Annotated in this window: 21 protein-coding genes, 2 tRNA genes and 1 other RNA gene; 10 read left to right on the top strand and 14 right to left on the bottom strand. The window is 44.8% G+C overall.

Going from position 1 to position 21,484, the window contains the following annotated elements; translation table 11 throughout:
* Positions 1 to 14: 14 nt before the first annotated feature.
* Positions 15 to 941 (bottom strand): glycosyltransferase family 2 protein, encoded by a 927-nt coding sequence (locus CWO27_RS06620; RefSeq protein WP_107898722.1) that lies wholly within the window; start codon positions 939 to 941, stop codon positions 15 to 17.
* A gap of 316 nt (positions 942 to 1,257) precedes the next feature.
* Between CWO27_RS06620 and CWO27_RS06615 the strand changes: the two genes are divergently transcribed.
* A complete protein-coding gene (locus tag CWO27_RS06615) occupies positions 1,258 to 2,406 on the top strand; it encodes a glycosyltransferase family 4 protein (RefSeq protein ID WP_048658206.1) in 1,149 nt (382 codons plus the stop codon).
* A gap of 174 nt (positions 2,407 to 2,580) precedes the next feature.
* Here CWO27_RS06615 and CWO27_RS06610 read toward each other — a convergent pair whose 3' ends face one another.
* From CWO27_RS06610 to CWO27_RS06590, 5 genes are all read right to left on the bottom strand, one after another.
* Entirely contained in the window at positions 2,581 to 3,354 is a 774-nt protein-coding gene (locus CWO27_RS06610) for a ribonuclease H1 domain-containing protein (protein ID WP_048658205.1), read from the bottom strand.
* 81 nt (positions 3,355 to 3,435) lie between these two features.
* A complete protein-coding gene (locus CWO27_RS06605) occupies positions 3,436 to 3,741 on the bottom strand; it encodes an NIPSNAP family protein (protein WP_048658204.1) in 306 nt (101 codons plus the stop codon).
* Between the two features lie 50 nt (positions 3,742 to 3,791).
* A complete protein-coding gene (locus CWO27_RS06600) occupies positions 3,792 to 4,121 on the bottom strand; it encodes an AzlD domain-containing protein (RefSeq protein ID WP_048658203.1) in 330 nt (109 codons plus the stop codon).
* Between the two features lie 2 nt (positions 4,122 to 4,123).
* Entirely contained in the window at positions 4,124 to 4,852 is a 729-nt protein-coding gene (locus CWO27_RS06595) for an AzlC family ABC transporter permease (protein ID WP_048658202.1), read from the bottom strand.
* Positions 4,853 to 4,955: 103 nt separating this feature from the next.
* The gene (locus CWO27_RS06590) at positions 4,956 to 5,789 is read right to left on the bottom strand and encodes an AraC family transcriptional regulator (RefSeq protein ID WP_055320095.1); all 834 of its coding nucleotides are present in this window, start codon (positions 5,787 to 5,789) and stop codon (positions 4,956 to 4,958) included.
* Between the two features lie 247 nt (positions 5,790 to 6,036).
* Here CWO27_RS06590 and CWO27_RS06585 point away from each other — a divergent pair, with 247 nt between their 5' ends.
* The 4 genes from CWO27_RS06585 (at position 6,037) to CWO27_RS06570 (ending at position 10,247) form a co-directional block, all read left to right on the top strand.
* Positions 6,037 to 6,375 carry a hypothetical protein gene (locus CWO27_RS06585; RefSeq protein ID WP_102432881.1) on the top strand — a complete coding sequence of 113 codons (339 nt, stop codon included), beginning with the start codon at positions 6,037 to 6,039 and terminating at the stop codon, positions 6,373 to 6,375.
* 330 nt (positions 6,376 to 6,705) lie between these two features.
* Positions 6,706 to 8,100 carry a glutamate decarboxylase gene (locus CWO27_RS06580; RefSeq protein ID WP_017105444.1) on the top strand — a complete coding sequence of 465 codons (1,395 nt, stop codon included), beginning with the start codon at positions 6,706 to 6,708 and terminating at the stop codon, positions 8,098 to 8,100.
* A gap of 74 nt (positions 8,101 to 8,174) precedes the next feature.
* On the top strand, positions 8,175 to 9,902 hold the full coding sequence (locus CWO27_RS06575; protein ID WP_107898801.1) for an aspartate:alanine exchanger family transporter: 1,728 nt from the start codon (positions 8,175 to 8,177) through the stop codon (positions 9,900 to 9,902).
* A 93-nt stretch (positions 9,903 to 9,995) separates the two neighbouring features.
* On the top strand, positions 9,996 to 10,247 hold the full coding sequence (locus CWO27_RS06570) for a GlsB/YeaQ/YmgE family stress response membrane protein (protein ID WP_017105442.1): 252 nt from the start codon (positions 9,996 to 9,998) through the stop codon (positions 10,245 to 10,247).
* 88 nt (positions 10,248 to 10,335) lie between these two features.
* Here the strand turns inward: CWO27_RS06570 and ffs are convergent.
* Both ffs and CWO27_RS06560 read right to left on the bottom strand, forming a co-directional pair.
* Positions 10,336 to 10,432, bottom strand: an RNA gene (ffs, locus tag CWO27_RS06565) — signal recognition particle sRNA small type.
* A 196-nt stretch (positions 10,433 to 10,628) separates the two neighbouring features.
* Entirely contained in the window at positions 10,629 to 11,372 is a 744-nt protein-coding gene (locus CWO27_RS06560) for a hypothetical protein (protein WP_048664232.1), read from the bottom strand.
* Between the two features lie 214 nt (positions 11,373 to 11,586).
* Here CWO27_RS06560 and CWO27_RS06555 point away from each other — a divergent pair, with 214 nt between their 5' ends.
* Positions 11,587 to 11,889 (top strand): MGMT family protein, encoded by a 303-nt coding sequence (locus CWO27_RS06555; RefSeq protein ID WP_048664234.1) that lies wholly within the window; start codon positions 11,587 to 11,589, stop codon positions 11,887 to 11,889.
* Positions 11,890 to 11,948: 59 nt separating this feature from the next.
* Here CWO27_RS06555 and CWO27_RS06550 read toward each other — a convergent pair whose 3' ends face one another.
* Positions 11,949 to 12,389 carry a YbaY family lipoprotein gene (locus CWO27_RS06550; protein ID WP_048664235.1) on the bottom strand — a complete coding sequence of 147 codons (441 nt, stop codon included), beginning with the start codon at positions 12,387 to 12,389 and terminating at the stop codon, positions 11,949 to 11,951.
* A 168-nt stretch (positions 12,390 to 12,557) separates the two neighbouring features.
* Here CWO27_RS06550 and tesB point away from each other — a divergent pair, with 168 nt between their 5' ends.
* Positions 12,558 to 13,418, top strand: coding sequence for an acyl-CoA thioesterase II (gene tesB / locus CWO27_RS06545; RefSeq protein ID WP_048664245.1), 861 nt, complete (start codon positions 12,558 to 12,560; stop codon positions 13,416 to 13,418).
* Positions 13,419 to 13,531: 113 nt separating this feature from the next.
* Here tesB and CWO27_RS06540 read toward each other — a convergent pair whose 3' ends face one another.
* Positions 13,532 to 14,197, bottom strand: a complete 666-nt coding sequence (locus CWO27_RS06540; RefSeq protein ID WP_102432882.1) for a hypothetical protein — start codon at positions 14,195 to 14,197, stop codon at positions 13,532 to 13,534.
* 71 nt (positions 14,198 to 14,268) lie between these two features.
* Positions 14,269 to 14,724 carry an Lrp/AsnC family transcriptional regulator gene (locus CWO27_RS06535; protein WP_017056968.1) on the bottom strand — a complete coding sequence of 152 codons (456 nt, stop codon included), beginning with the start codon at positions 14,722 to 14,724 and terminating at the stop codon, positions 14,269 to 14,271.
* 147 nt (positions 14,725 to 14,871) lie between these two features.
* Here CWO27_RS06535 and CWO27_RS06530 point away from each other — a divergent pair, with 147 nt between their 5' ends.
* Positions 14,872 to 15,939 (top strand): PLP-dependent cysteine synthase family protein, encoded by a 1,068-nt coding sequence (locus CWO27_RS06530; protein ID WP_017064069.1) that lies wholly within the window; start codon positions 14,872 to 14,874, stop codon positions 15,937 to 15,939.
* An 88-nt stretch (positions 15,940 to 16,027) separates the two neighbouring features.
* On the opposite strand, the gene CWO27_RS06525 is transcribed toward CWO27_RS06530, so the two are convergent.
* The 3 genes from CWO27_RS06525 to CWO27_RS06515 all read right to left on the bottom strand — a co-directional run bounded on the left by CWO27_RS06525 (position 16,028) and on the right by CWO27_RS06515 (position 20,662).
* Complete coding sequence (locus CWO27_RS06525; protein ID WP_048658194.1) at positions 16,028 to 16,348, bottom strand: DUF1244 domain-containing protein; 321 nt, start codon at positions 16,346 to 16,348, stop codon at positions 16,028 to 16,030.
* Between the two features lie 124 nt (positions 16,349 to 16,472).
* Positions 16,473 to 19,586: a vibriobactin export RND transporter permease subunit VexH gene (gene vexH / locus CWO27_RS06520; protein ID WP_102432883.1), complete on the bottom strand. Its 3,114-nt coding sequence runs from the start codon at positions 19,584 to 19,586 to the stop codon at positions 16,473 to 16,475.
* Positions 19,586 to 20,662: an efflux RND transporter periplasmic adaptor subunit gene (locus CWO27_RS06515; RefSeq protein ID WP_107898721.1), complete on the bottom strand. Its 1,077-nt coding sequence runs from the start codon at positions 20,660 to 20,662 to the stop codon at positions 19,586 to 19,588. Before CWO27_RS06515 ends, vexH begins: the two co-directional genes overlap by 1 nt.
* A 551-nt stretch (positions 20,663 to 21,213) precedes the next feature.
* On the opposite strand from CWO27_RS06515, the gene CWO27_RS06510 reads away from it, so the two are divergent.
* Together CWO27_RS06510 and CWO27_RS06505 are read left to right on the top strand one after the other, a co-directional pair.
* Positions 21,214 to 21,298, top strand: a tRNA-Tyr gene (locus CWO27_RS06510).
* Positions 21,299 to 21,400: 102 nt separating this feature from the next.
* Positions 21,401 to 21,482: transfer RNA gene (locus CWO27_RS06505), tRNA-Tyr, on the top strand.
* The last annotated feature ends 2 nt before the right edge of the window (positions 21,483 to 21,484 follow it).

Genomic DNA, 21,484 nt, shown 5'->3' with positions numbered 1-21,484 from the left:
CAGGCACCTATTCCTTACAATGCAGGCATTAGGAAACTCTTAAAGTCCCCAAGTAGATGTCGGAACGTTCGTTTTTGCGGAGCCAAAACCAACGAACGAATACTGTATGAGATGGCCAGTCGGTTTATTTGTAAGCCTCGATAATAGTCAGCGTAGCCTTCCAGTATTCTCGCCTTTGCTATTTTGAAACTTGAAGAGGGTAGATTCCATCGTTGACTATCATCTTGGTAATGTTGAAGAATGGTCTCTATCGACTGCAAATTTCTCAATTTAAGATTTTCAGTTTGGGTAACGGAACTCGCTCTCATCAAGTAACCAACCTGCACGGAGTTCAACGCACCAATCTGATGGTTTTCACTCATTCGAAGCCACAGCTCCCAATCTTCCCCATACTTAATATCAGCATTGAAACTGCCTGTTTGAGAAAACACATCCGCTCTCACCATGACCGTCGATGTCCCAATCACATTGTTTTCAATAATGAACTCTAGCGGGTTCTCGATATTGATGAACAACTCGTCTTGATCTTGAAACTGCGACCAATAACTAAAGCAATCGACTATCACTTGGTAGTCTTCCGTAAGGTGCTCGTAATTGGTAAAACTCATCGCAAGATCAGGATATCGTTGATGAAATTCAAACTGGCGTTCGACTTTTTCGGGAAACCAAAAGTCGTCAGCATCTAAAAACGCAATAAATTCACCCGTCGCCTTTTCGATACCAAGGTTTCTTGCTTGAGGAGCCCCGACACCCAAGGTTGATAACTTGACGATACGATCATCATGGATTGACGCCAGGTAAGTCGACGTACCATCATTACTATTATCATCGATAATGATTAATTCTATGTCTTGATGAGTCTGCTTAAGCACGCTACCAATTGCCTTAGGCAGGTAATCCAGACAATTGTAAGTAGGAATGATAACGCTTACTTTAGCCATAATGACGCCCTCAGATTTATACGTTATATGGCTATCGTTGCATGTTCTATGCCGAGAGCACCTTGCGATAAAATCACTTCTAGATCAGTCCCCTACGTACCCATTCCCAAAATGACGACAAAACACAACCGGTCAAAAAACCTACAACCTCAATTTGATTTTCAATTTGAGAAAACGGACTACTTCTGGGTGGGTAACCTTCAGGAAACCATTGAAATGCCCGCCAAAGCTACGATTTGATCTTGGTTCGTATCTTGCTTTATTGGTTATTACCTTGGCTTGATAGCTTTAATCAGATGGATTTGAGGAGCAAAGAATGAAGAAAGTAGCATTTGTGGCGCCAACCTACCCTGTACTCAGTGAGACCTTCATTCAAACAGAAGTCGACTCTGTGAAAGCCTGTGGGCACGATGTTTGTGTAATGACGTTCAAAATTGAAAACAGCGAAAAACAGTTCGACTACGACATTGTCGAGATAGGTAAAGATGTTCGGATGAGTAAAGTCACCCACATTAATTGGATAGGGTTAATCAAGGCTGTCTCATTTATTTCTAAGCAAACCAGCATGCCCAAGAAGTCACTGTTCGCTTATGGCTTTAAATTAGCGCTGCAACTCGCGGAAAACGACGTCGAACACGTTCATGCACATTTCTGTCAGCACACTGCAGCTCACGCCATCGTCGCGGCAAAACTGCTGAATATTACCTGTTCGTTCGTTGCTCACGGCCATGATGTTTACGAGTTTGCTTATGATATTGAACACAAGATTTCATCGAGTGATTTTGTGGTTGCAGTATGTAAAGACATGCTAGCTGACTTCAACACCATGGCGAAAGGAAACATTAAGCTCCTGCACTGCGGAGTTAATACCAAACAATTCCAACTCAACCCAAAAACCGAAACCAAGCAACTTCGCTTTGTTTTTCTTGGCCGATTAGTGGAGCAGAAAGGCATCCACCATCTTATTGATGCACTAGCGCCGATTGCCGAACCTCTCGACATTCATCTCGATATCATCGGTACTGGCGATTTAGAGCAACAATTAAAATTGCAGGTCAAAGAGCAAGGGCTCACTCGAAACGTGACCTTTCTTGGTGCCAAATCTCACGAATGGGTGAAAGAGAAACTGTCGAACTATGAGAGCCTAATCGCGCCCTTCTGCTTTTCCGAAACAGGATGTGTGGATACCGGGCCACTGGTTTTAAAAGAAGCGATGGCCGTTGGTACGCCTGTCATCACAACCAACATCATGGGATGCAAAGAGATCGTCTCACCTGAAACAGGTTTTGTGGTTAGCGAAAAGAACGTTGAGGAATTAAGAGAAGCGATTGAGCGTTTTGCGCAGTTGAGCAGTAATGATAAAGCGTCAATGGGATTGGAGGCACGTCAGAGAGTGAAAGACAGTTTTAATTCGATAAAACAAGCTCAGCAATTATCTCGCTGGATAGAGAACCCAGCTCAATAAGGATTAACTCAGGCAGCTAAGCATCACAAGAACAAAGCACCATAAGAAAACTGAGCACCACAAGATCAAAAGAGCGCTACATCAATTTGAAATGTAACGCTCAACTTAGCACTGCCCAATGATGGCGACTTATGCTTTCAGTGACTTTCATTAGCTTTTCATTAAGAAGCCTAGCTAGCCAGCTCGCAATGCCAAAATAGACTCAATATCTTCGATGTCACGATATTGAGCGAGTTGTTGCTCTTTCGATGAAATCGCCACAATAGACATTCTATCGGCCAATTCGTTGCCTTCAATCCCAACGTGTCCGTTCACATGGTAGATGGTGATTTTTGAAGCAAGCTCTTGGTAGAGAGCATACGCAGGCTTAATAATATCGAGGTTTTTGATCTCGCCTCCCGACTTGGTCCAGCCCTTTTTCTCCCAACCTGTTGCCCACTTAGTAATGCAGTCTATCGAGTATTTCGAGTCACAATAAATCGCCACAGAGAGGCCTGCGTTTAACTTATCTTTCGCAAGCAAAAACGCCTGTTTAAGGCCATGTAACTCAGCGGTATTATTGGTACCAACAGGTTGATACAAGCCATACCATAATTCGGTTAATTGGTTGTTTTGATAGACCGCTAAACCCGTCCCCGCTTCACCAGGGTTTGGCTCACAAGCACCATCAGTAAAGATCTTGATATCAAAAGGCATATCAGTGATTTGCTGCTCTGAAAGAGGCGGAACCTTTGCTTTCGTCGCCTTCCCCGCAGAGCTTGGCTTTGTCGCTGTAGAGCCTGACACAGACGACGTTTTACCACCGAAAGCAGACTCAGCCTCGCCTAATGTTGGAAACGATTTATATCTCGCACCAGCGAAGCCATCGACTTGCGATTTACACTCGTTCCAAGTAGTAAAAATACCCGGTGTGCGACCTTTCCAAACCACATAATATTTCTTAGCCAAACTAACTCCTTACCAAAACCTAAACACACAAACAGTGAATCAGTACATTAGATGCCACCACGCTATACGTTGCAAGGTCTATCACTCTAAAACAGGTCTAAAAAAGCTTCGTTCATAACTCACGATACAATCAACTTCGTCCGCAAATTCAAACGCTTTAATACACTCAGCATCGCTCAGCGATTTAATCCGATATTCTTCATAGGCAACCAAACTTTCAAAGGTAAACAGCGCCAAGGCAATATTGTTCGCCCCTTCCGACGGTAAGAAATAACCATTGTGTTGGCCCCCGAATTTAGCGACCAGAGGAATCCACATTTTTGCGTATGTCTCGAACTCATTTACCTTTTTAGGATCAATCACATATCGAACATAACAAGTAATCATATTTATACGGCCCTTAAATTATGGGAGAAACATAAAGTTGAAGTTGAAGCTCACGAGAAAAGGTAATCAACCGCGACAAGGTTATAAAACAAAAACACCCCCATACTGACGCCAATCGTAAGTAACACATTGCCTGTTTTCCAAATCAGCAAGCCAGTCACCACCGCGCCTATCAAGTAAGGGTTTTCAAGGCTTGGCCAAAATGTTTGTTCAGGAGCAAATACAATTGGCCCCCAAATCGCAGTCAGCACCGCTGGGCTTGAATAGCGCAATAGGCGCCTTGCGGTTTGATTGAGTCGAAGCGGGATTGCAGGTTCAAGAAACAGATACCGACTAAAGAAAACAATCGCAGTCATGAGGAATATCGTTAACCAAATCATCTCTATTTCCCCTCCACGATTGTCTTGTCACCGTTGGTTCGCTCTTGGAATGATTCGCTGAAAAAGCCGGCTAACATACCAGCGATCGCTGCAATCATTAGCCCACCATCAATATTGTTAACCGACATGGCAACCGAAGTGACCAGTGAAACCACCACACACACGACAACAGGCAATGTTCTGATTAGTGGAAAAACCAACGCGATAAACGTCGCGGCTACCGCGAAGTCGAGACCGATTTCATTGAGTGACGGGATTTGGCTTCCCGCGACAATGCCAACAAAGCTCGCGATATTCCAAACAAGGTAAAAACCTCCACCTACACCCGCGGCATACCAACGATTAAACTCTTGCTGAGACTGCCCACTACAAATCGCGAACAGCTCGTCGGTGAGCCAAAATCCGAGTAATAGACGCCAACGCGCAGGAAGATGACTGATTTTGTCTCGCATCGATACGCTATACAGAAAGTGCCTTGAGGTGATGAACAGTGTGGTCAACAACATGGTCCCTAAACCAATACCCGCTTTGAACATACCCGCTGCGACAAGTTGCGCTGAGCCAGCAAATAAAATAGCCGACATCGCTTGAGCTTGAAGCTGATTCAACCCAGCATCTATCGCATATGAGCCCGCTAGAATTCCCCAAGGGATAACCGCAATGCTCAAGGGCATTCCCGCTAAAACGCCCTTCCATAACTGTGTTCGTCTATCCATTGTTTCATTATCCATATAATTCTTTTCTCTCCCACATTAGCTATTCAATGTAAGAAGAGTTGAGTCGGTTCGATTGTACAAACTTGCTCGATTTCACAAACGAATTAAGGTGTCCGATTTAGAGCATTTTGATGTATTGCCCCGGCGTGTAGCCATTGGCCTTTTTGAAGTGTCGATGAAAATGGCTTTGGTCGTGAAAACCACACTCTTGCGCGGTATCAGAAATGGTATGCCCTTGTTTCAATAACTTACGGGAAAGCCTTAATCGAGATTGGATCTGATACGCATGCGGCGGAAGGCCAAACTCTTTCTGAAAAGAGCGTACCAAATGAAACGGGCTTAAAGCCGCCAGTTTAGAGAGTTCTTCTAGAGACACATCGGCTTGTGGAAAGTCATCTAAGAACTCTTTCACTAAGACAAGTTGCCGCTGAGTTTTCCCATCGAGTTGAGGGTTAAGCGGCGATTTTCCATGTCGGCTAATCAGCTTAACCAACATCCCATACATCAAGGTCTCTCTTAACAGGCGATTGTCGGATTCATCAATCGTGTTGAAGACCAACCTCAATTGATTGGCGAGCTCTGGGTCTTCAACAACGGCTCTTGGGAAATAAGGCGCGCCGTAATTGGGTAGGTTAAGCTCTTGAGTGATCTTAGCAAGTTGCTCTGGGAGTGGATACATGGCTCGATACGCCCAACCGCCTTCAGTGGCAGAGTGACCGCTATGAACTTCGTCGGCATTGACCAAAATAATCGCATCTTGTGGCGCAATATGATGTCCGCCCGTTCGATAGAAACGCTGAGCGCCCTGCTCGATGACTCCCAGCGTGTAGCCCTCGTGGCTATGGCGTGAGAAGTTCTGCTTTTCATATTCAGCATTAAGAATTTCAAGGCCGCCGAGCTCTTCCGTTATCTTATATTCGGCCTTTTCTTTAGAGCGTTTCTTGTTCTCCATAACAATTCCCAAGCCTGTTGATTATCGAGCGACTTATCAGTCTACTCTATAGTCTCTTTCAGCTTTTGTACAAAATTGCGCATTTGGCGATTAATGCGCTTTTTGACCGAGGAATTAAACAACTCAATAACGCGCTCTAATTGCGAGCAAAGTCATGCTGTTTAGGTACTTGGCGAAGAATTGACAAATCAGTGACTTAATCATGCTCATAATCCCCACCAACTATTGGCAACTGTTCAGAGATATTATGAAGAAAGCCTTAGCATTGATCTTTTTCTTAAGCCTTACAGGCTGCACGCACAATCAATCCAAAGCACTAAGCATGAACTCCTCGTCGGTTAATACATACCCACAATCAATGTCGAACCTACAACTATGCGACACCTTATATTACGGGCGCTCGAGCAACCAAACATTGGCAGCCATTGGCAGTGAGTTTAATCGAAGAGGATTGTCGAAGAGTTGGTGTGATACTGAAACCAATAAGCTCTATCTAACAAAGACAATTGATTGGGTTGCGGATCAAGTAGAAGACAAAGAAGATTCAGAGGAAGAAGCGTCTGCCGTTGTGTTGCCTGCGAATTAAGAGGATTAAAAATTTAACATCGTAGAATGACCAAATTATAATCAGCCACCAAAATTATATATCCAAAACTTACAACACTAAAAAATAAGCATTAACACTCATATAAAGTTCATCATGACAACTCCGTTTTTTCACCACACAGTGTACTTTTGAAATATTTGTTTTACCGTGCACAAAACAAGATAAAACAATGTGAAATAAGCAACCAGACTCTTATTTAAGCTGAATTTTTATAAAATCCTGCTATGTTTATTTAGCTGCCAATATTGCTATTTACTGATGTTTCAATGGCAATAAGTAAAATAAATTCAATAAGATAAAGGATTCACCATGCCTCTTCATAAAAAATCGACTGTTCGTGGTTCACTCTTAGATGATGTTTATTCTTCCAAAGATCTTTCCGTTGTTATGCCCAAGTATCGAATCCCAGAGCAAGAGCATGCACCCGCTCATGCTTACCAAGTCGTGCATGATGAACTAATGCTAGATGGCAATTCGCGGCAGAACCTTGCGACCTTCTGTCAAACATGGGTCGAAGACGAAGTCCATAAATTGATGGATGAATGCATCGACAAAAACATGATCGATAAAGATGAATACCCACAAACGGCAGAAATCGAATCTCGATGTGTACATATGCTCGCCGATCTTTGGCATGCACCTAACGCTGAAAATCCAATGGGATGTTCAACAACTGGCTCAAGTGAAGCCGCAATGCTTGGTGGTATGGCGCTAAAATGGGCTTGGCGTGAGAAAATGAAGAAGCAAGGTAAGCCAACTGACCGTCCTAACCTTATTTGTGGTCCAGTTCAGGTTTGTTGGCATAAATTTGCCCGTTACTGGGACATTGAACTTCGCGAAATCCCAATGCAAGGTGATCGTCTGATCATGACCCCAGAGGAAGTAATCAAACGTTGTGACGAGAACACGATTGGCGTCGTCCCGACACTAGGCGTGACCTTTACTTGCCAATACGAGCCAGTACAAGCGGTACACGAAGCGTTAGATAAACTACAAGAAGAGACCGGATTAGATATTCCGATTCACGTTGATGGTGCAAGTGGTGCCTTTCTCGCCCCATTCTGCGACCCAGATTTAGTGTGGGATTTCCGTTTGCCAAGGGTCAAATCAATTAATGCTTCTGGGCATAAATTTGGTCTTTCTCCACTTGGTGTTGGCTGGGTTGTTTGGCGAGATGCGGATGCTCTGCATGAAGACTTGATTTTCAACGTCAACTACCTCGGTGGCAACATGCCGACCTTTGCGCTCAATTTCTCCCGCCCTGGGGGGCAAATCGTTGCGCAATACTATAACTTTTTACGTCTTGGTAAAGAGGGCTACCGTAAGATCCATGATGCTTGTTATGACACGGCTCGTTACCTTGCCAAAGAAGTCGAAAAGATGGGTATATTTCACATCATCTACGATGGCCATGGTGGTATCCCGGCCTTGAGTTGGTCAATTAAAGATGGCGCAACCCCAGGCTTTAACCTCTACGATCTTTCGGATCGCATCCGATCTCGTGGTTGGCAAATTGCCGCTTATGCGATGCCCGCCGAGCGTGAAGATCTGGTAATCATGCGTATTTTAGTTCGTCATGGTTTTAGTCGTGATATGGCTGACCTTTTGATTTCCGACTTACAACACTGCGTTGATTTCTTTGACAAACACCCGGTCGTCAATGGTAGCGACGCTGACGAGTCGAGTAACTTTAATCACAGCTAATTGTCCCATCTTACTTAAAGCAAGGAGCCTTGATGGTTCCTTGCCCTTATATCAACAAGTTAGCAGGTGACATTATGTCCTTTCTATTTAGTTACTTGTCAGTGAATCCGTTTGTATTTCTCTTTCTATCACTCACCATTGGTTATCCACTTGGTCGACTCACTTTTAAAGGTGTGAGCTTAGGCACAACAGCTGGCACCCTAATCGTTGGCGTTGGTATAGCACTGACGTCCTTCTCAGTTTATGGACTAAAAATTGAAGAACCAGGATTGGTCTCCGACATTTTCTTAATGATGTTCATGTACGCCATTGGGATGAAAGTAGGACCGCAATTTTTCTCCGGCCTTGCTAGAGGAGGCATCGACTTCGTCGTCATTGGTTTAATTGTCGTGTTCAGCAATTTTGCGATTGTTGTCATCGGCGCCAAGCTCATGGGCCTTGAGCCCGGCTATGCCGCGGGCATCATTTCTGGCAGTTACACAGTGACGGCAGTAATGGGCGTAGCGCAGTCAGCAATCAGCTCTGGGGCATTTACGCCACCAGAAGGCATGAGCATTGATCAGGTCAGTGCCAATATCGCGGCGGGTTACGCGATAAGCTATGTCCTGTCGACCGTCCTCATCATCTTGTTCATTAAATACCTCCCTTCTCTCTTTGGAATTGACCCCGTCAAAGCAGGTAAAGAAGCAGAAGCAGAGTTCTCAACTGGCGATGACAACGAGAAGCTCCCAAGTACCTTTGGGTTCTCAGATGTTGGCATTCTACCCATTGATGTTCGCTCTTATAAGGTCACACACCAAGAGTTAGTCGGTCGTTCAGTGCAGGAGCTGTATCGAAACTTCCCTGATGCGGCCGTGCTTAAAGTGGTTCGAGGTGAGCAAGTCATTGATGCTTCTGATAATCCAATGCTTGAGTTAAATGATGTCATTGGCATTCGCGGAGAATATCGCGTCTTGATTGCGGAAGGTGAAGCTGATATCGGAAATGAAGTCGATGAACCACGAGCTAGAAATGTCGATATCGAAGTAGCGGACATTCACGTTGGGAAGTCCGAACATGCAGGAAAAACGATAGCGCAGTTACATTCCGAAGTCGGTTTTGGTGTTTACTTTAAAGCAGTCTTCAGACAAGGCCACCAGCAACCTCTATTACCACAAACCCAGATCGAAGTTGGCGATGTGGTTCGAATTGCCGGCTCTCAGTGGTGTGTAGAACAAACAGCCACTAAGTTGAACAGTGTACCCATCGTCGAGAGTACCGTCACAGAAACCTTCTATCTCGCCGTTTCTTTATTAATTGGTTATGTCTTCGGCCATTTAAGTGTCACAGTCGCAGGTATTCCATTTGCATTGGGAACCTCGGCAGGCTGTATGCTCACCGGGATCATTTTTTCCTTCCTACGCACGCGGAATCCAAGTTTTGGCGGCCCTATGAGCGAGGGAGCAAGAAGCTTTCTACAAGACATCGGCCTAAATCTGTTTGTTGCTGTATTGGCAGCGACGGTAGGCCCCAAAATACTGGCCTCTTTTCAAGGCATCATTGTCATCAAGATAGCTTTGCTCGGGGTGACAGCTGCTTTAGTACCCCCCTTATTAGCTTGGTTGTACGGCTTATATTTCCGCAAAATGAATCCTGCAATTTTAGCTGGTGCTTGTGCCGGAGGCAGGAACAGTACGCCTGCAATGAAAGGCGCACAAGATGCCAGTCACAGTGACATGCCAGCGATCGGCTATCCTGTGCCCTACGCTTTAACATCGGTATTGGTTCTTATTCTGGGTTACATCGCAATGGTCATCAGTTAGTTAAATCGAGTTTTGATTCATGGTCTATGATTTAAACGTAACCATAGATGTGTGACGACATGCACCTAACACAATAATGAGTAAGGAGAAGTTATGGGGTTTATATCTTGGATTATTCTTGGGTTGATTGCAGGGGCGCTAGCTAAGTGGCTAATGCCGGGCAACGATGGTGGTGGATGGATCGCCACCATGGTTCTAGGTATTGCTGGTGCCTTTGTTGGTGGTTTTTTAGGGAGCTTCATCGGCCTCGGCAGTGCTGACGGCATTAACATCGGTAGTATTATAACCGCAACGCTTGGCGCATTCGTGTTGCTGTTTGTTTATAACCGTTTCCTCAAAAACTGATATTTTCGCACCTCTAGTCATAAACAAGATAAAATTAAGCTTCAGATAGCAAAAAGCCGCTCATGAAGAGCGGCTTTTTTAAAGGGTGGGAACCCAGCCACATCCCGGCACACAAGTCACTCGCTGCGGCTGCTCCCTTCCAGGCCTGACCGAGTTCACGAGCTATTGTTGCGGGAGGACCAGGCCCCCATAGATTCGTTTTCTAAGAGGCTTGCCTCAAAGAGTGATTGGATTATTAAGCATCACAGCAACCATTGCAAGCCCTTCCACCCTATTTTTGAACAATTACGGTCTAAGTGCTTATCCTTTATTCAAACCACTAGAAAATCGCAGGTAAATTCACCATTTACCTGCATTTGGAAAGTTTGGATTGCTGAAGTACTAGACATCGATGTCTTCATTATCTTCTGTACGAATGATGTAGTCAGTCATCCACGCGGTGCCTAATAGACACAACCACACCACAAAGACAGGGCTTGGAACTTCGATACTTGGAGTAATTACCAGAGCCGCAAAACCGACCGTTGGCAGTGTCCAACATAATAGTTTATTCCAGCGGAACGTTTTCAAGCGCGTCAGCGTTTCCATTGATGCCATGATGCCCGTTATACACAAGGCCACCAAAGCAGCATAAGGTAAATCGGCTATCCATAATGGAAGTATTAAGCCTAATGACCACCAGCTGTGTCGGCTGGCTGGCTTAAGGTGATTTGCCGCCCACCAAATTACGATGATAGATAAGGTTTGAAGTGTGGTAACCCACGGGACGCCTTCAAGCTTGCCTGCTGATTGCGTGACCATGATTCCAACCTGCAACGTAGTCACGATCAAGCCAGAAATAATCACGACCGACAAACTACTGCGTCTTGAGAAGACCACCATCAATAGCGGGAATAGTACCCACGCACTGACAGACAGCGTGATGGGCTGCAAAGGAAGGGTTAGACCATAAGTAGTCATGGAAACAAGCAAAGCTAATCCAGCTATGCCCCCCTGCGGTAAAATCCATAAGGCAGGAATTACCATTGCAAGCACCGGGATATCTCCCTCACTTAAACTGATTGCTCTCGCGCAAACAACCGCTAATAATGTGGTGATCAAGAACTGAAACGTTGAAAATACCATAGCCCTCTCCTTCTACCGATCCGTGGTACCATACCAATCGTAGTAATTAACTGGTCACCCTAGCTTGTTAAAAAACTCGATAACCTCGTTAGATTTTTTGATTGGAGAATAACTACTTATCAAAAAAATCTGCCTTGCTCTCAAGCTTTTTCCCTGCGCTATTTTTGAACACTTACTTACTGTGATTGGTATTTATGAACTAGGAACATTTAGTATGGACCAATTTTTGAGCCAAATCTTTGCTGTGATTCACCAAATTCCATATGGAAAAGTAACAACTTATGGAGACATAGCACGTTTTTCAGGATTTCCGGGCTATGCGCGCCATGTTGGTAAAGCGCTGGGTAACCTACCAGAAGGTAGCAAACTGCCTTGGTATCGAGTGATAAACAGCAAGGGAGAGATCTCTTTAAAGGGCGATTCATTCGACCGACAAAAGCGGCATTTGGTTAAAGAAGGGGTTGAAGTGAGTGATGCCGGAAAGATCAAACTAAGAATATATAAATGGCAGCCCTAGAGCTGCCATTTATCGAAAGACGTTAATTAAGATGCCTTAACAGTGGCATCTATTTCTAATTAACGAACACCAACCAAGCGTAGGTCTGCTTGTTGCGTGTTTTCTACGTCTGTAATCACTGACTTAATCGTGTCAGTTGTGAAACGCAGTTTGCCATCGACATGAATCGACGCACGCATGTTGTAGCGGTGGTTAGCTTTAATCTTGTTGTTGTCGTAGCTCAGTTCGAATGCGAACGGTACTTGCTTACCATCAGTAGTGAACTCTTGAGTTGCGATAACCGTTGATGGTGCGTCAGCCAGTGAGATATCTTCTAGCGTAACGGTAACTACTGCATTCTCTGGCAATGCAATTCTTTCACGGTAGCTAACTGTTCCTGAAATCACTTGAGTGTTCTCTGCAACCACTTCTTGAGAAGCATTCGTTTCTGATGTTGCTTGGCAACCAACAAGTAGGCCAAACGATACTAAAGACGTAATAAGAATTAGAGCCTTTTTCATATTCAATTTCTCTCAACATGTTTGCCGGACTCGGCAAATCTACTCAGCAATTATAAGAGAGCTTTCATATTCTGTCTCGAAACCCTATGATTTATTGACAGATATCTGACTAAGCTAAATGATTAACACCATAATCTGACACCTATTTTACCAAGAGGCATGCTGGCGATGAGTCAACCTTTAAAAGAATTACTCAATTTACTTCAGTTAGAGAAACTAGAAGAAGGTCTGTTCCGCGGGCAAAGTGAGAACTTAGGCCTACCACAGGTATATGGCGGTCAAGTATTGGGACAAGCGCTTTCTGCTGCTCGTTATACCGTTCAAGACGACCGTAGTGTTCACTCTTTCCACAGTTATTTTCTATTTCCCGGTGATCCTGAAAAGCCAATCATTTACGATGTTGAGAACCTAAGAGATGGACGCAGCTTTAGCACGCGCCGTGTGAAAGCGATTCAAAATGGCCGCCCTATTTTCTATCTCACCGCTTCTTATCATGGCGATGCGCCAGGTTTTGAGCACCAGATTGCAATGCCTGATATTCCTGGACCAGAGAATTTTGCTTCAGAAACTGAATTAGCGAGCCACATTGCAGAATTCTTACCAGAGAAACTGCGCAAAACCTTTTGTGGCGAAAAGCCGATTGAGATGCGCCCGGTGACGGTTGTGAATCCACTCAACCCAAAGAAGACGGAAGCGAAACAGTACCTTTGGGTAAGAGCAAATGGCGCGATGCCAGACAACCAATTAATTCATCAATACCTACTTGCTTACGCATCGGATTGGGGGTTCTTAGTTACGGCGCTTCATCCTCATGAAGTCTCTATCATGACACCAAATTTCCAAGTGGCGACGATTGACCACTCAATCTGGTTCCACCGCCCGTTCAAGATGGACGAATGGTTACTTTATGCGATTGAAAGCCCAACGGCGGCGAACACTCGTGGCTTAGTGCGCGGCGAGATCTTTAACCAAAAAGGTGAGCTCGTAGCGACGGCAGTACAAGAAGGTGTGATGCGTTTTACTAAGTAACGGATAAACGCTTCTTACAAGCCCAAAATACGCACAAAAAATAGAGGCTAGGTTTAGTACCTAGCCTCTATTTTTAATATTAACGAAAAGTCGTTACTTCGAATCCATAAACTCTACTCAGCTTCTGGCGTAGGCTCGAATTCACCTTGCACTCGTGTTTTGATGCCATCGCCAGCGTCTCTAAGTAAATTAAATGGCGATAACACTACGCCTTTCACCGCGCCCTCTGCGGCTCCCTGAGCGAGCTCTTTACTCTTATCAGCTAACAAATTAGCTTGTGCCAAAATACCAGGGACTTCCGCTCGTAGCATTTCAGACTCAGTGACGATGACAGGAATAGTCTGTTCGCGGTAAGACTTACTTTCAGCGAGCATTGGTGGCATTACGTCTACGCGGTATCTCTTTAATTCTGTTAACGTTGGGGGGATCACATCGGTTCTCACCTGCTCAACTTCAACTCGAACGTTTTTTACTTCATCTAGGATAGCTGGGATTTTACTGTCGACCGATGCTACCGTTTTGTTCACCTTCTCAACCGTCTTTCTAACATCTTCGACGGTATTTAGCATCTGTGGCGCCAACTCGTCGACGTGCTCCGCCAGTATCAGAAACTCTTCGACTTTTAGCTCTTTAGTAAGCACTGAAAGATCCTCTATAACCTGAGGATAGGTATCGACAATTTCACCGACTTTATTGGTGAATGAATAGATAGTGTAGCCAAGGTAAAAAATAGCGATAGCTAACACCAGCTGAATAGCAGTCGAAACTTTTGCAAACATGAATAATCCTTTTCTTTATCGCTGAGGCAATATCTAAACTGAGAAATAGTTAGCGTAACGCTAGATTTAGCTTAAAGCGGCAATGCTGTCGTGTACTTCAATGGTTCCATCGCAAATGTCGAGGTCACATTAGAGATACCATCAATACTATTCACCAAGCGCTTGTAGAAATCATCAAAGCACTTCATGTCTTTAACCTGAACCTTCATCATATAATCATATTCGCCGGCCATGCGATAGAACTCCATCACTTCTGGAAATTCCGACACGGTATTCACAAAACGACCATACCACTCATGAGAATGATCACTGGTTTTCACCAATACGAACGCGGTAAAGGAAAGATCCAATTTTTCCGGGTTCAGCAGTGCGACTCTTTTCTCAATAATGCCGTTCTCTTCAAGGCGCTTAAGCCTTTTCCAACAAGGCGTTGTGGTGAGATTGACCGCTTCAGAAATATCGTTCAATGACAGCGTGCTATCTTCTTGCAGTAACCCTAATATTTTTTTGTCTACGGCATCTATCACACTTTCACCAGATCGAATTTAAAGAGAATAATTTTCTACAATTTAAGCAAAACAAAGCAAATATGGCAAAGTTTTTCTCTCAAATTATAGATAAATTAGAACCATACCAATTACAAAGAATTCCTACACTCGATCAGGAGAACGCTTATGTGCACTGACCATCAATGGATTAACAACGCGATTCGTAAAATTGAAGCCGATTACCAACGCTCAGCGGATACGCACCTTATTAAGCTCGATCTACCAAGTATCGAAGGCATTGATGTTTACCTTAAAGATGAAAGCACACACCCTACTGGCTCTTTAAAGCACCGTTTAGCACGTTCTCTGTTTTTATACGCTATCTGTAACGGTTGGGTTGGTCCAGAAACAACGATCATTGAATCTTCATCGGGCAGCACTGCGGTATCTGAAGCGTACTTTGCTCGCCTACTTGGCCTGCCGTTTATTGCTGTAATGCCAAAGTGCACAGCGAAGAAGAAAATTGAGCAGATTGAATTCTACGGCGGCCAAGCGCATCTTGTTGACCGCTCAGATGAAATTTACGATGAGTCTCGTCGTTTAGCAGAAGAGCTGAATGGTCACTACATGGACCAATTTACTTACGCTGAGCGCGCAACCGACTGGCGTGGTAACAACAACATCGCTAACTCGATTTTCAATCAAATGCAGATGGAAGATCACCCAGTTCCAGCTTGGGTAGTAATGAGCCCAGGTACTGGCGGTACTTCTGCAACTATCGGCCGCTTCATTCGCTACCAACAGCATGAAACTAAGCTTTGTGTTGTCGACCCTGAGAACTCTGTATTCCACGAATACTTCCAAACCGGTAATGCGAACGTGAAAGGCAGTACGTTCAGCAAGATTGAAGGCATTGGTCGCCCACGAGCAGAGCCAAGCTTCATTCCTGGTGTGGTTGACGAAATGCGTAAAATCCCAGACGCAGCAAGTATCGCAACGACACATTGGTTATCTGACATTCTTGGCCGCAAGGTTGGCGCATCAACCGGTACTAACATGTACGGTGTGCTTCAGCTAGCCAGTGAAATGAAAGCGCGTGGCGAGAAAGGGTCTATCGTGACTTTACTATGTGATAGTGGTGAACGTTACCTAGACACTTACTTCAATGACGAGTGGGTAAATCTGAATATCGGTGACCTACAGCCTTACGCAGCGAAGTTGGAAGCTTTCTCGCAAACAGGTGAGTTGGCTTAACCACAGGGTAAGCACCGACACCAAAATTGAAAAGAGCCCTTGATGGGCTCTTTTTTTGTTCTGTTAATCAATCACTAACGACAACAAATTACTCTGGCTTCTGCTTCGCTTCAAATGCCGCTAGTTGTTCAGGCGTCGCTTTTGGTTGATGGTTTTGTTTCCACTCATCGTAAGTCATGCCATATATGCGCTCACGAGCGTCATCGATATCCAAGTCTAGGCCTTGTTGCTCAGCTTCTGCTTTGTACCACTTGCTGAAACAGTTACGGCAGAAACCCGCCAAGATCATCAAGTCGATGTTCTGCACATCTTTGTTATCATCCAAGTGTGCTAGCAGGCGACGAAAGGTTGCTGCATCAAGCTTGTCTTGTTCTTCTTGAGAAAGATCTTTGTATTTAAATTCAGCCACTTTACTTTCCTTTATTCGATTTATTGTATTAGTTCGTTGAGCTCTGTTTGTTATACAAAAAAAGCCTGCAATTCGCTAGGAGCAAACGCAGGCTTTTCAATATTGTTACACTATTTCGTGTTCATTAACCGTGACTGGTTCTTCCCACGTTGTCATGGCTAAGCTCTTTATTGAGCACCGCTTCGACGTGACCCGGAGAGCGTGTTGAGCCAGAAATCAGTCGGTACATCGCAGGGATTACGAACAGAGTGACCAGTGTCGCAAAGCCCATACCGAAGAAGATAACCGTACCCACAGCGACTCGGCTTTCATAGCCTGCGCCCGTTGAAGTAATCAATGGAATAGCACCTGCTAGTGTGGTAAACGCCGTCATCATGATTGGACGTAAGCGTCGAGCCGAAGCATCAATGATCGCCTTTTCAAACTCAATACCACGGTCACGAAGTTGGTTAGCAAACTCAACGATCAAGATACCGTTTTTGGTTACCATACCGATCAACATGATCATACCAATCTGGCTGTAGACATTGAGGCCTTGACTCATCAGCACCAAACCTAAGAAGCCACCAAAGATGCCCATAGGTACGGTGAACATCACCACCAGCGGGTTAATGAAGCTCTCAAACTGCGCTGCAAGTACCAAGTACGCAACTAACATCGCTAACGCAAACACCACTAAGATGCTTGATTGGTTCTCTTTGAAGTCTTTAGACTCACCTGAGTAGCTCACAGAGATGTCACCCGGTAGCTGTTCAATCGCTTGCTCATCAAGGAAATCCAGAGCATCACCCAGTGTGTAACCTTCCATTAGGTTAGCTTTGATGGTCACCGACTTTTGCTTGTTGTAGTGCGACAAACGAATCGATGATGCCACTTCTTCAATGTGTGTCAGTGTATCAAGCGTTACTAGCTCGCCTGACTGAGTTCGCATGTAGATTTGGCTTAAATCGTTGGCGTTGTTGAAGCTGTTCTCATCACCACGCAGGTAAACATCGTACTCTTCACCACGGTCAACGAAGGTGGTTTCACTGCGTCCGCCAAGCATGATTTCTAAGGTATCTGAGATGTCTGAAACGCTAACGCCTAGCTCTGCTGCACGCTGTTTGTCTACAGTTACCAATAGTTCTGGTGTTTTCTCAGAGTAATCGATGTCCGCACCTTCCATCATTGGAGAGTCTTCAGCGGCTTGCTTTAAGAGCTCTGCCCACTTTTGAAGTTCAGTGTAATCAGAACCGCCAAGTACGAACTGTACTGGCTCACTTGAACCACCTTTAAAGCCCGGCATGAAAGGGAATACGCGCACATCTGGAATACCAGCTAGTGACTTACGAACTTCATTAAGTGCTTCTTGCGCGGTCACGTCACGCTCGTCCCAATCTTCGAGGATCATGATAACGAAGCCCGTTTGGTCGCCGGCATTGCCACCAAATGCTGGTGATTGAATGCTGAATGACTTCAAGAAACCTTGACCAAGCAATGGCATTAGACGCTCTTCAACGATGTCCATGTTGGCAGACATACGGTTGTAACTGGTTGCATCGGCACCACGAACAAACGCAAAGATAACACCACGGTCTTCTTGCGGCGTCAGTTGCGACGGCACTTGTTGCATCAAGCCATAACTACCGCCCATACACGCGATAATGATAATTGGAGCTGCCCAACGCCAATTTAGAGCACGGCGCAATACCGAGCGATATCCAGACTCAAGCTTGCCAAATACGCGCTCGACAAACAGATTAAAACGGTTTGGTTTAACGTTCGCTTTTAGGATTTTACTGCCTAATACTGGCGTTAACGTTAATGCAACTAGCGACGAGAAGATCACCGACATAGCGAGCAATACAGAGAACTCGGTAAACAACAGTCCAACCATGCCATCCATGAAAGAGATTGGTAGGAATACCATCACCAATACAAGCGTCGTTGCGATTACCGCGAAGCCTACTTCACGAGTACCTTTATAGGCAGCAAGCAGTGGTGACTCACCACGTTCAATGTGGTGGAAAATGTTTTCAACCACCACGATCGCATCATCTACTACCAAACCAATCGACAGGATAAGTGCCATCAGAGTAATCAGGTTAATAGAGAAACCGAAGTAGTAAGCCGCAATAAACGACGAGATCAGAGATACAGGTACGGTCACCGCTGGAATAAGTGTTGCACGTGCTTGACCAATAAAGATGTAAAGCACAAGGATAACCAAGCCGCCCGTGATAAAGAGCGTGCTGTAAACCTCTGAGATAGAACGATCGATGAAGACTGTTGAGTCATAGTCGACAGCTAAACGAGTGCCATCTGGCAAGAACTTTTGAATTGCTTCGACTTCTTTATGTACTAGGTCAGCTACTTCAAGCGGGTTTGCATCTGATTGAGGCACAATACCCATACTGACGTTAACAACACCGTCACTCTTAAAGGTCGAGTTTTCGTTCTCTGCGCCAATGTAAACATCAGCGACATCTTTAAGGTAAATAGGCGTGTTGTCAGAAGCGCGTTTAACGACTAGGTATTCAAAATCTTCCGCTTCAGTGTAAGAACGAGCGGTACGAACCGACATCACAATCGCATCGTTACGTACTTCACCACCTGGGCTTTCGATATTCTCATTGTTTAACGCAGAAGTGATGTCAGATGTGGTAACCCCACGCCCTGCCATTTGCGCAGGTTTCAGCTTGACGTACATTACTTTGTACAAGCCACCTGAGATATCCACCGAGCTCACACCAGAGATCAAACTAAAGCGGTCGATCAACACACGTTCGGTGTAATCGGTTAGCTGCGTTCGATCCATCTCTGTCGAACTTAAGTTGATGTAGACCGAGGCTTCACCACTACCATTGTTCTTATAAACAATAGGGTCGTCGGCTTCATCTGGCAATGAGCGCTGTGCACGAGCTACCGCATCACGAACATCACTCACACCAGTATTGAGATCGTAACCAAGCTCAAAAGTAATCGTGATACGCGACATACCGTTACGGGTAGTGGACTCGATCTCGTCGATACCACTGATGCCGGATAACTGATCTTCGAGGTTGGAGGTTATTTGGCTCTCAATGATGGTAGCCGAAGCACCCTCATAACGAGTACTGATCGATACCACCGGGCTTTCAATATCTGGCATCTCACGAACCGCAAGCTTATTGAAAGAGACAATACCAAACACAACCAATAGTAGGCTCAATACGACAGCCGCTACTGGTCTCTTTACAGAAACATCAGATAACAACATTAGTTAGCGCCTTCTTGTGCTTTTTTTTCACTTGCTGCATCAGCTGGGCGATTGACGGCAAGCTCTTGAACCAAAACACCATCACGCATATTCACTATGCCCTGCACTACAATTTTCTGACCAATGTCGATGCCTTTGTCGATCACAACTTCGTTGTCGATACGAGCACCAAGGAAAACTTCAGTTCGCGTCGCCTTGTTATCTTCACCAACCACATAAACAAAACGTTTGGTACCTGAGTACTCTAAGGCTTGAACTGGAATAATTGGCGCTTCAACTGGTGGGAAGTCCATCGCTGCCGACACCAGCATGCCCGGCTTTAGGTAATCGTTGTTGTTATCGAAATTAATTCGAACTCGAAGGTTCAAGGTTTCAGCGTTAATACGAGAATCAATGCCCACTACAGTGCCAGTGAACTGAGTATCTCCCCATGCACTGGTGCGAGCCGTCACTTTCATGCCTTTAGATAGCTTGGAAAGATAACGCTCAGGGATCTGGAGGTCTAACTGCATTACTGAAAGGTCATCTAAGGTCACTAGTTCAGTACCTGCTGTCACCATTTTACCGCGGCTAAAGTCGATAAAGCCGACCGTGCCAGAAAAAGGCGCGCTAATGTGTAAGTCTTTAAGATTAGCATTCGCAGCAGCTAGGCGAGCATTGGCGATCTCTACATTAGTTTTCTGAGCGTCAATTTCAGTTTGCGTGATCGCGTTGCGTTTCACTAGTCGTTGGAATTCCGCTAGCTTACGTTTCTCGTCTTTTAAATACGCTTGCGCCTCTGCAACCGCCGCTTTCGCTTTATCATCGTCGAGCTGGACCAACATCTGCCCTTTGGTGACATCTTGATTGGCCTTGATGTTGATAGAGTCCACTCTGCCAGCCACTTCAGAAGTAATCATGACAGATTGCTCAGCTTCTAACTTACCGACCAAAGAAAGAGATTGACTAACTTGGTGGATATCAACTTGCTCAGTAACAACAGTGACAGTGCTAGGGCCCATACGTTTAGCAAGTGCGGCTGGAGACGCCAAAAGAATAGACAAGCTAAGCAGGGTTAAAACAGATTTATGCTTCATAATAATGGTCTGCAAGTAAGGTTTATACCAATCACAGTGAGTCAGTGGTCAAAAATAGCGTAGGGAAAAGGCTTGAGAACAAGGCAGCATTTTAGATAAGTAGTTATCCTACAATCAAAAATTCTAACGCAGTTATCGAGCATTTTAACAAGCTAGAATGACAAGTTACTTACTACGATTGGTATTATTATCTATAAATGAAATTAACCGTATTCTATCAACTGATGAATGCTGTAACGTCAAGAAGTGTAAATCTAGATTAAATTCCATTTACGTTTCATCACGTTCTAGACACAATGAATAGAATACAGAAAGCCAATTACCTCAAGGTGTTATCTATCAGTACGTAAACCTTAGTACAGATGTTCACTTCACGAGCAATATGCGTACTTTTCGCCATCTTTGCCCAAAAAGGCAGCATTTAACACAAAACCATAAGAAAAACCCTTTACAGGTTTAGCGTGTTTGCTATGATGCGCTCCGCACTTGAGAGATGCGTTGGGAAAAACATCTCTTTAGCCTATCCATTATGAGTTAGGAAAAATCACCCTGGAGGGGTTCCCGAGTGGCCAAAGGGAGCAGACTGTAAATCTGCCGGCACTGCCTTCGATGGTTCGAATCCGTCTCCCTCCACCATATTCTTCTTACCTCCTTTGAGAGTTAAGAGAACGACCTAGTTGATGGGCTTATGGGAAAACATCAATTTAGGCTTACTTTGTGAAGAGTAAGACACACCCTGGAGGGGTTCCCGAGTGGCCAAAGGGAGCAGACTGTAAATCTGCCGGCACTGCCTTCGATGGTTCGAATCCGTCTCCCTCCACC

Source organism: Vibrio sp. 10N.286.51.C3 (assembly GCF_003050065.1).
GTDB lineage: Bacteria > Pseudomonadota > Gammaproteobacteria > Enterobacterales > Vibrionaceae > Vibrio > Vibrio crassostreae.
This window is presented reverse-complemented; position numbering and strand designations above follow the sequence as displayed.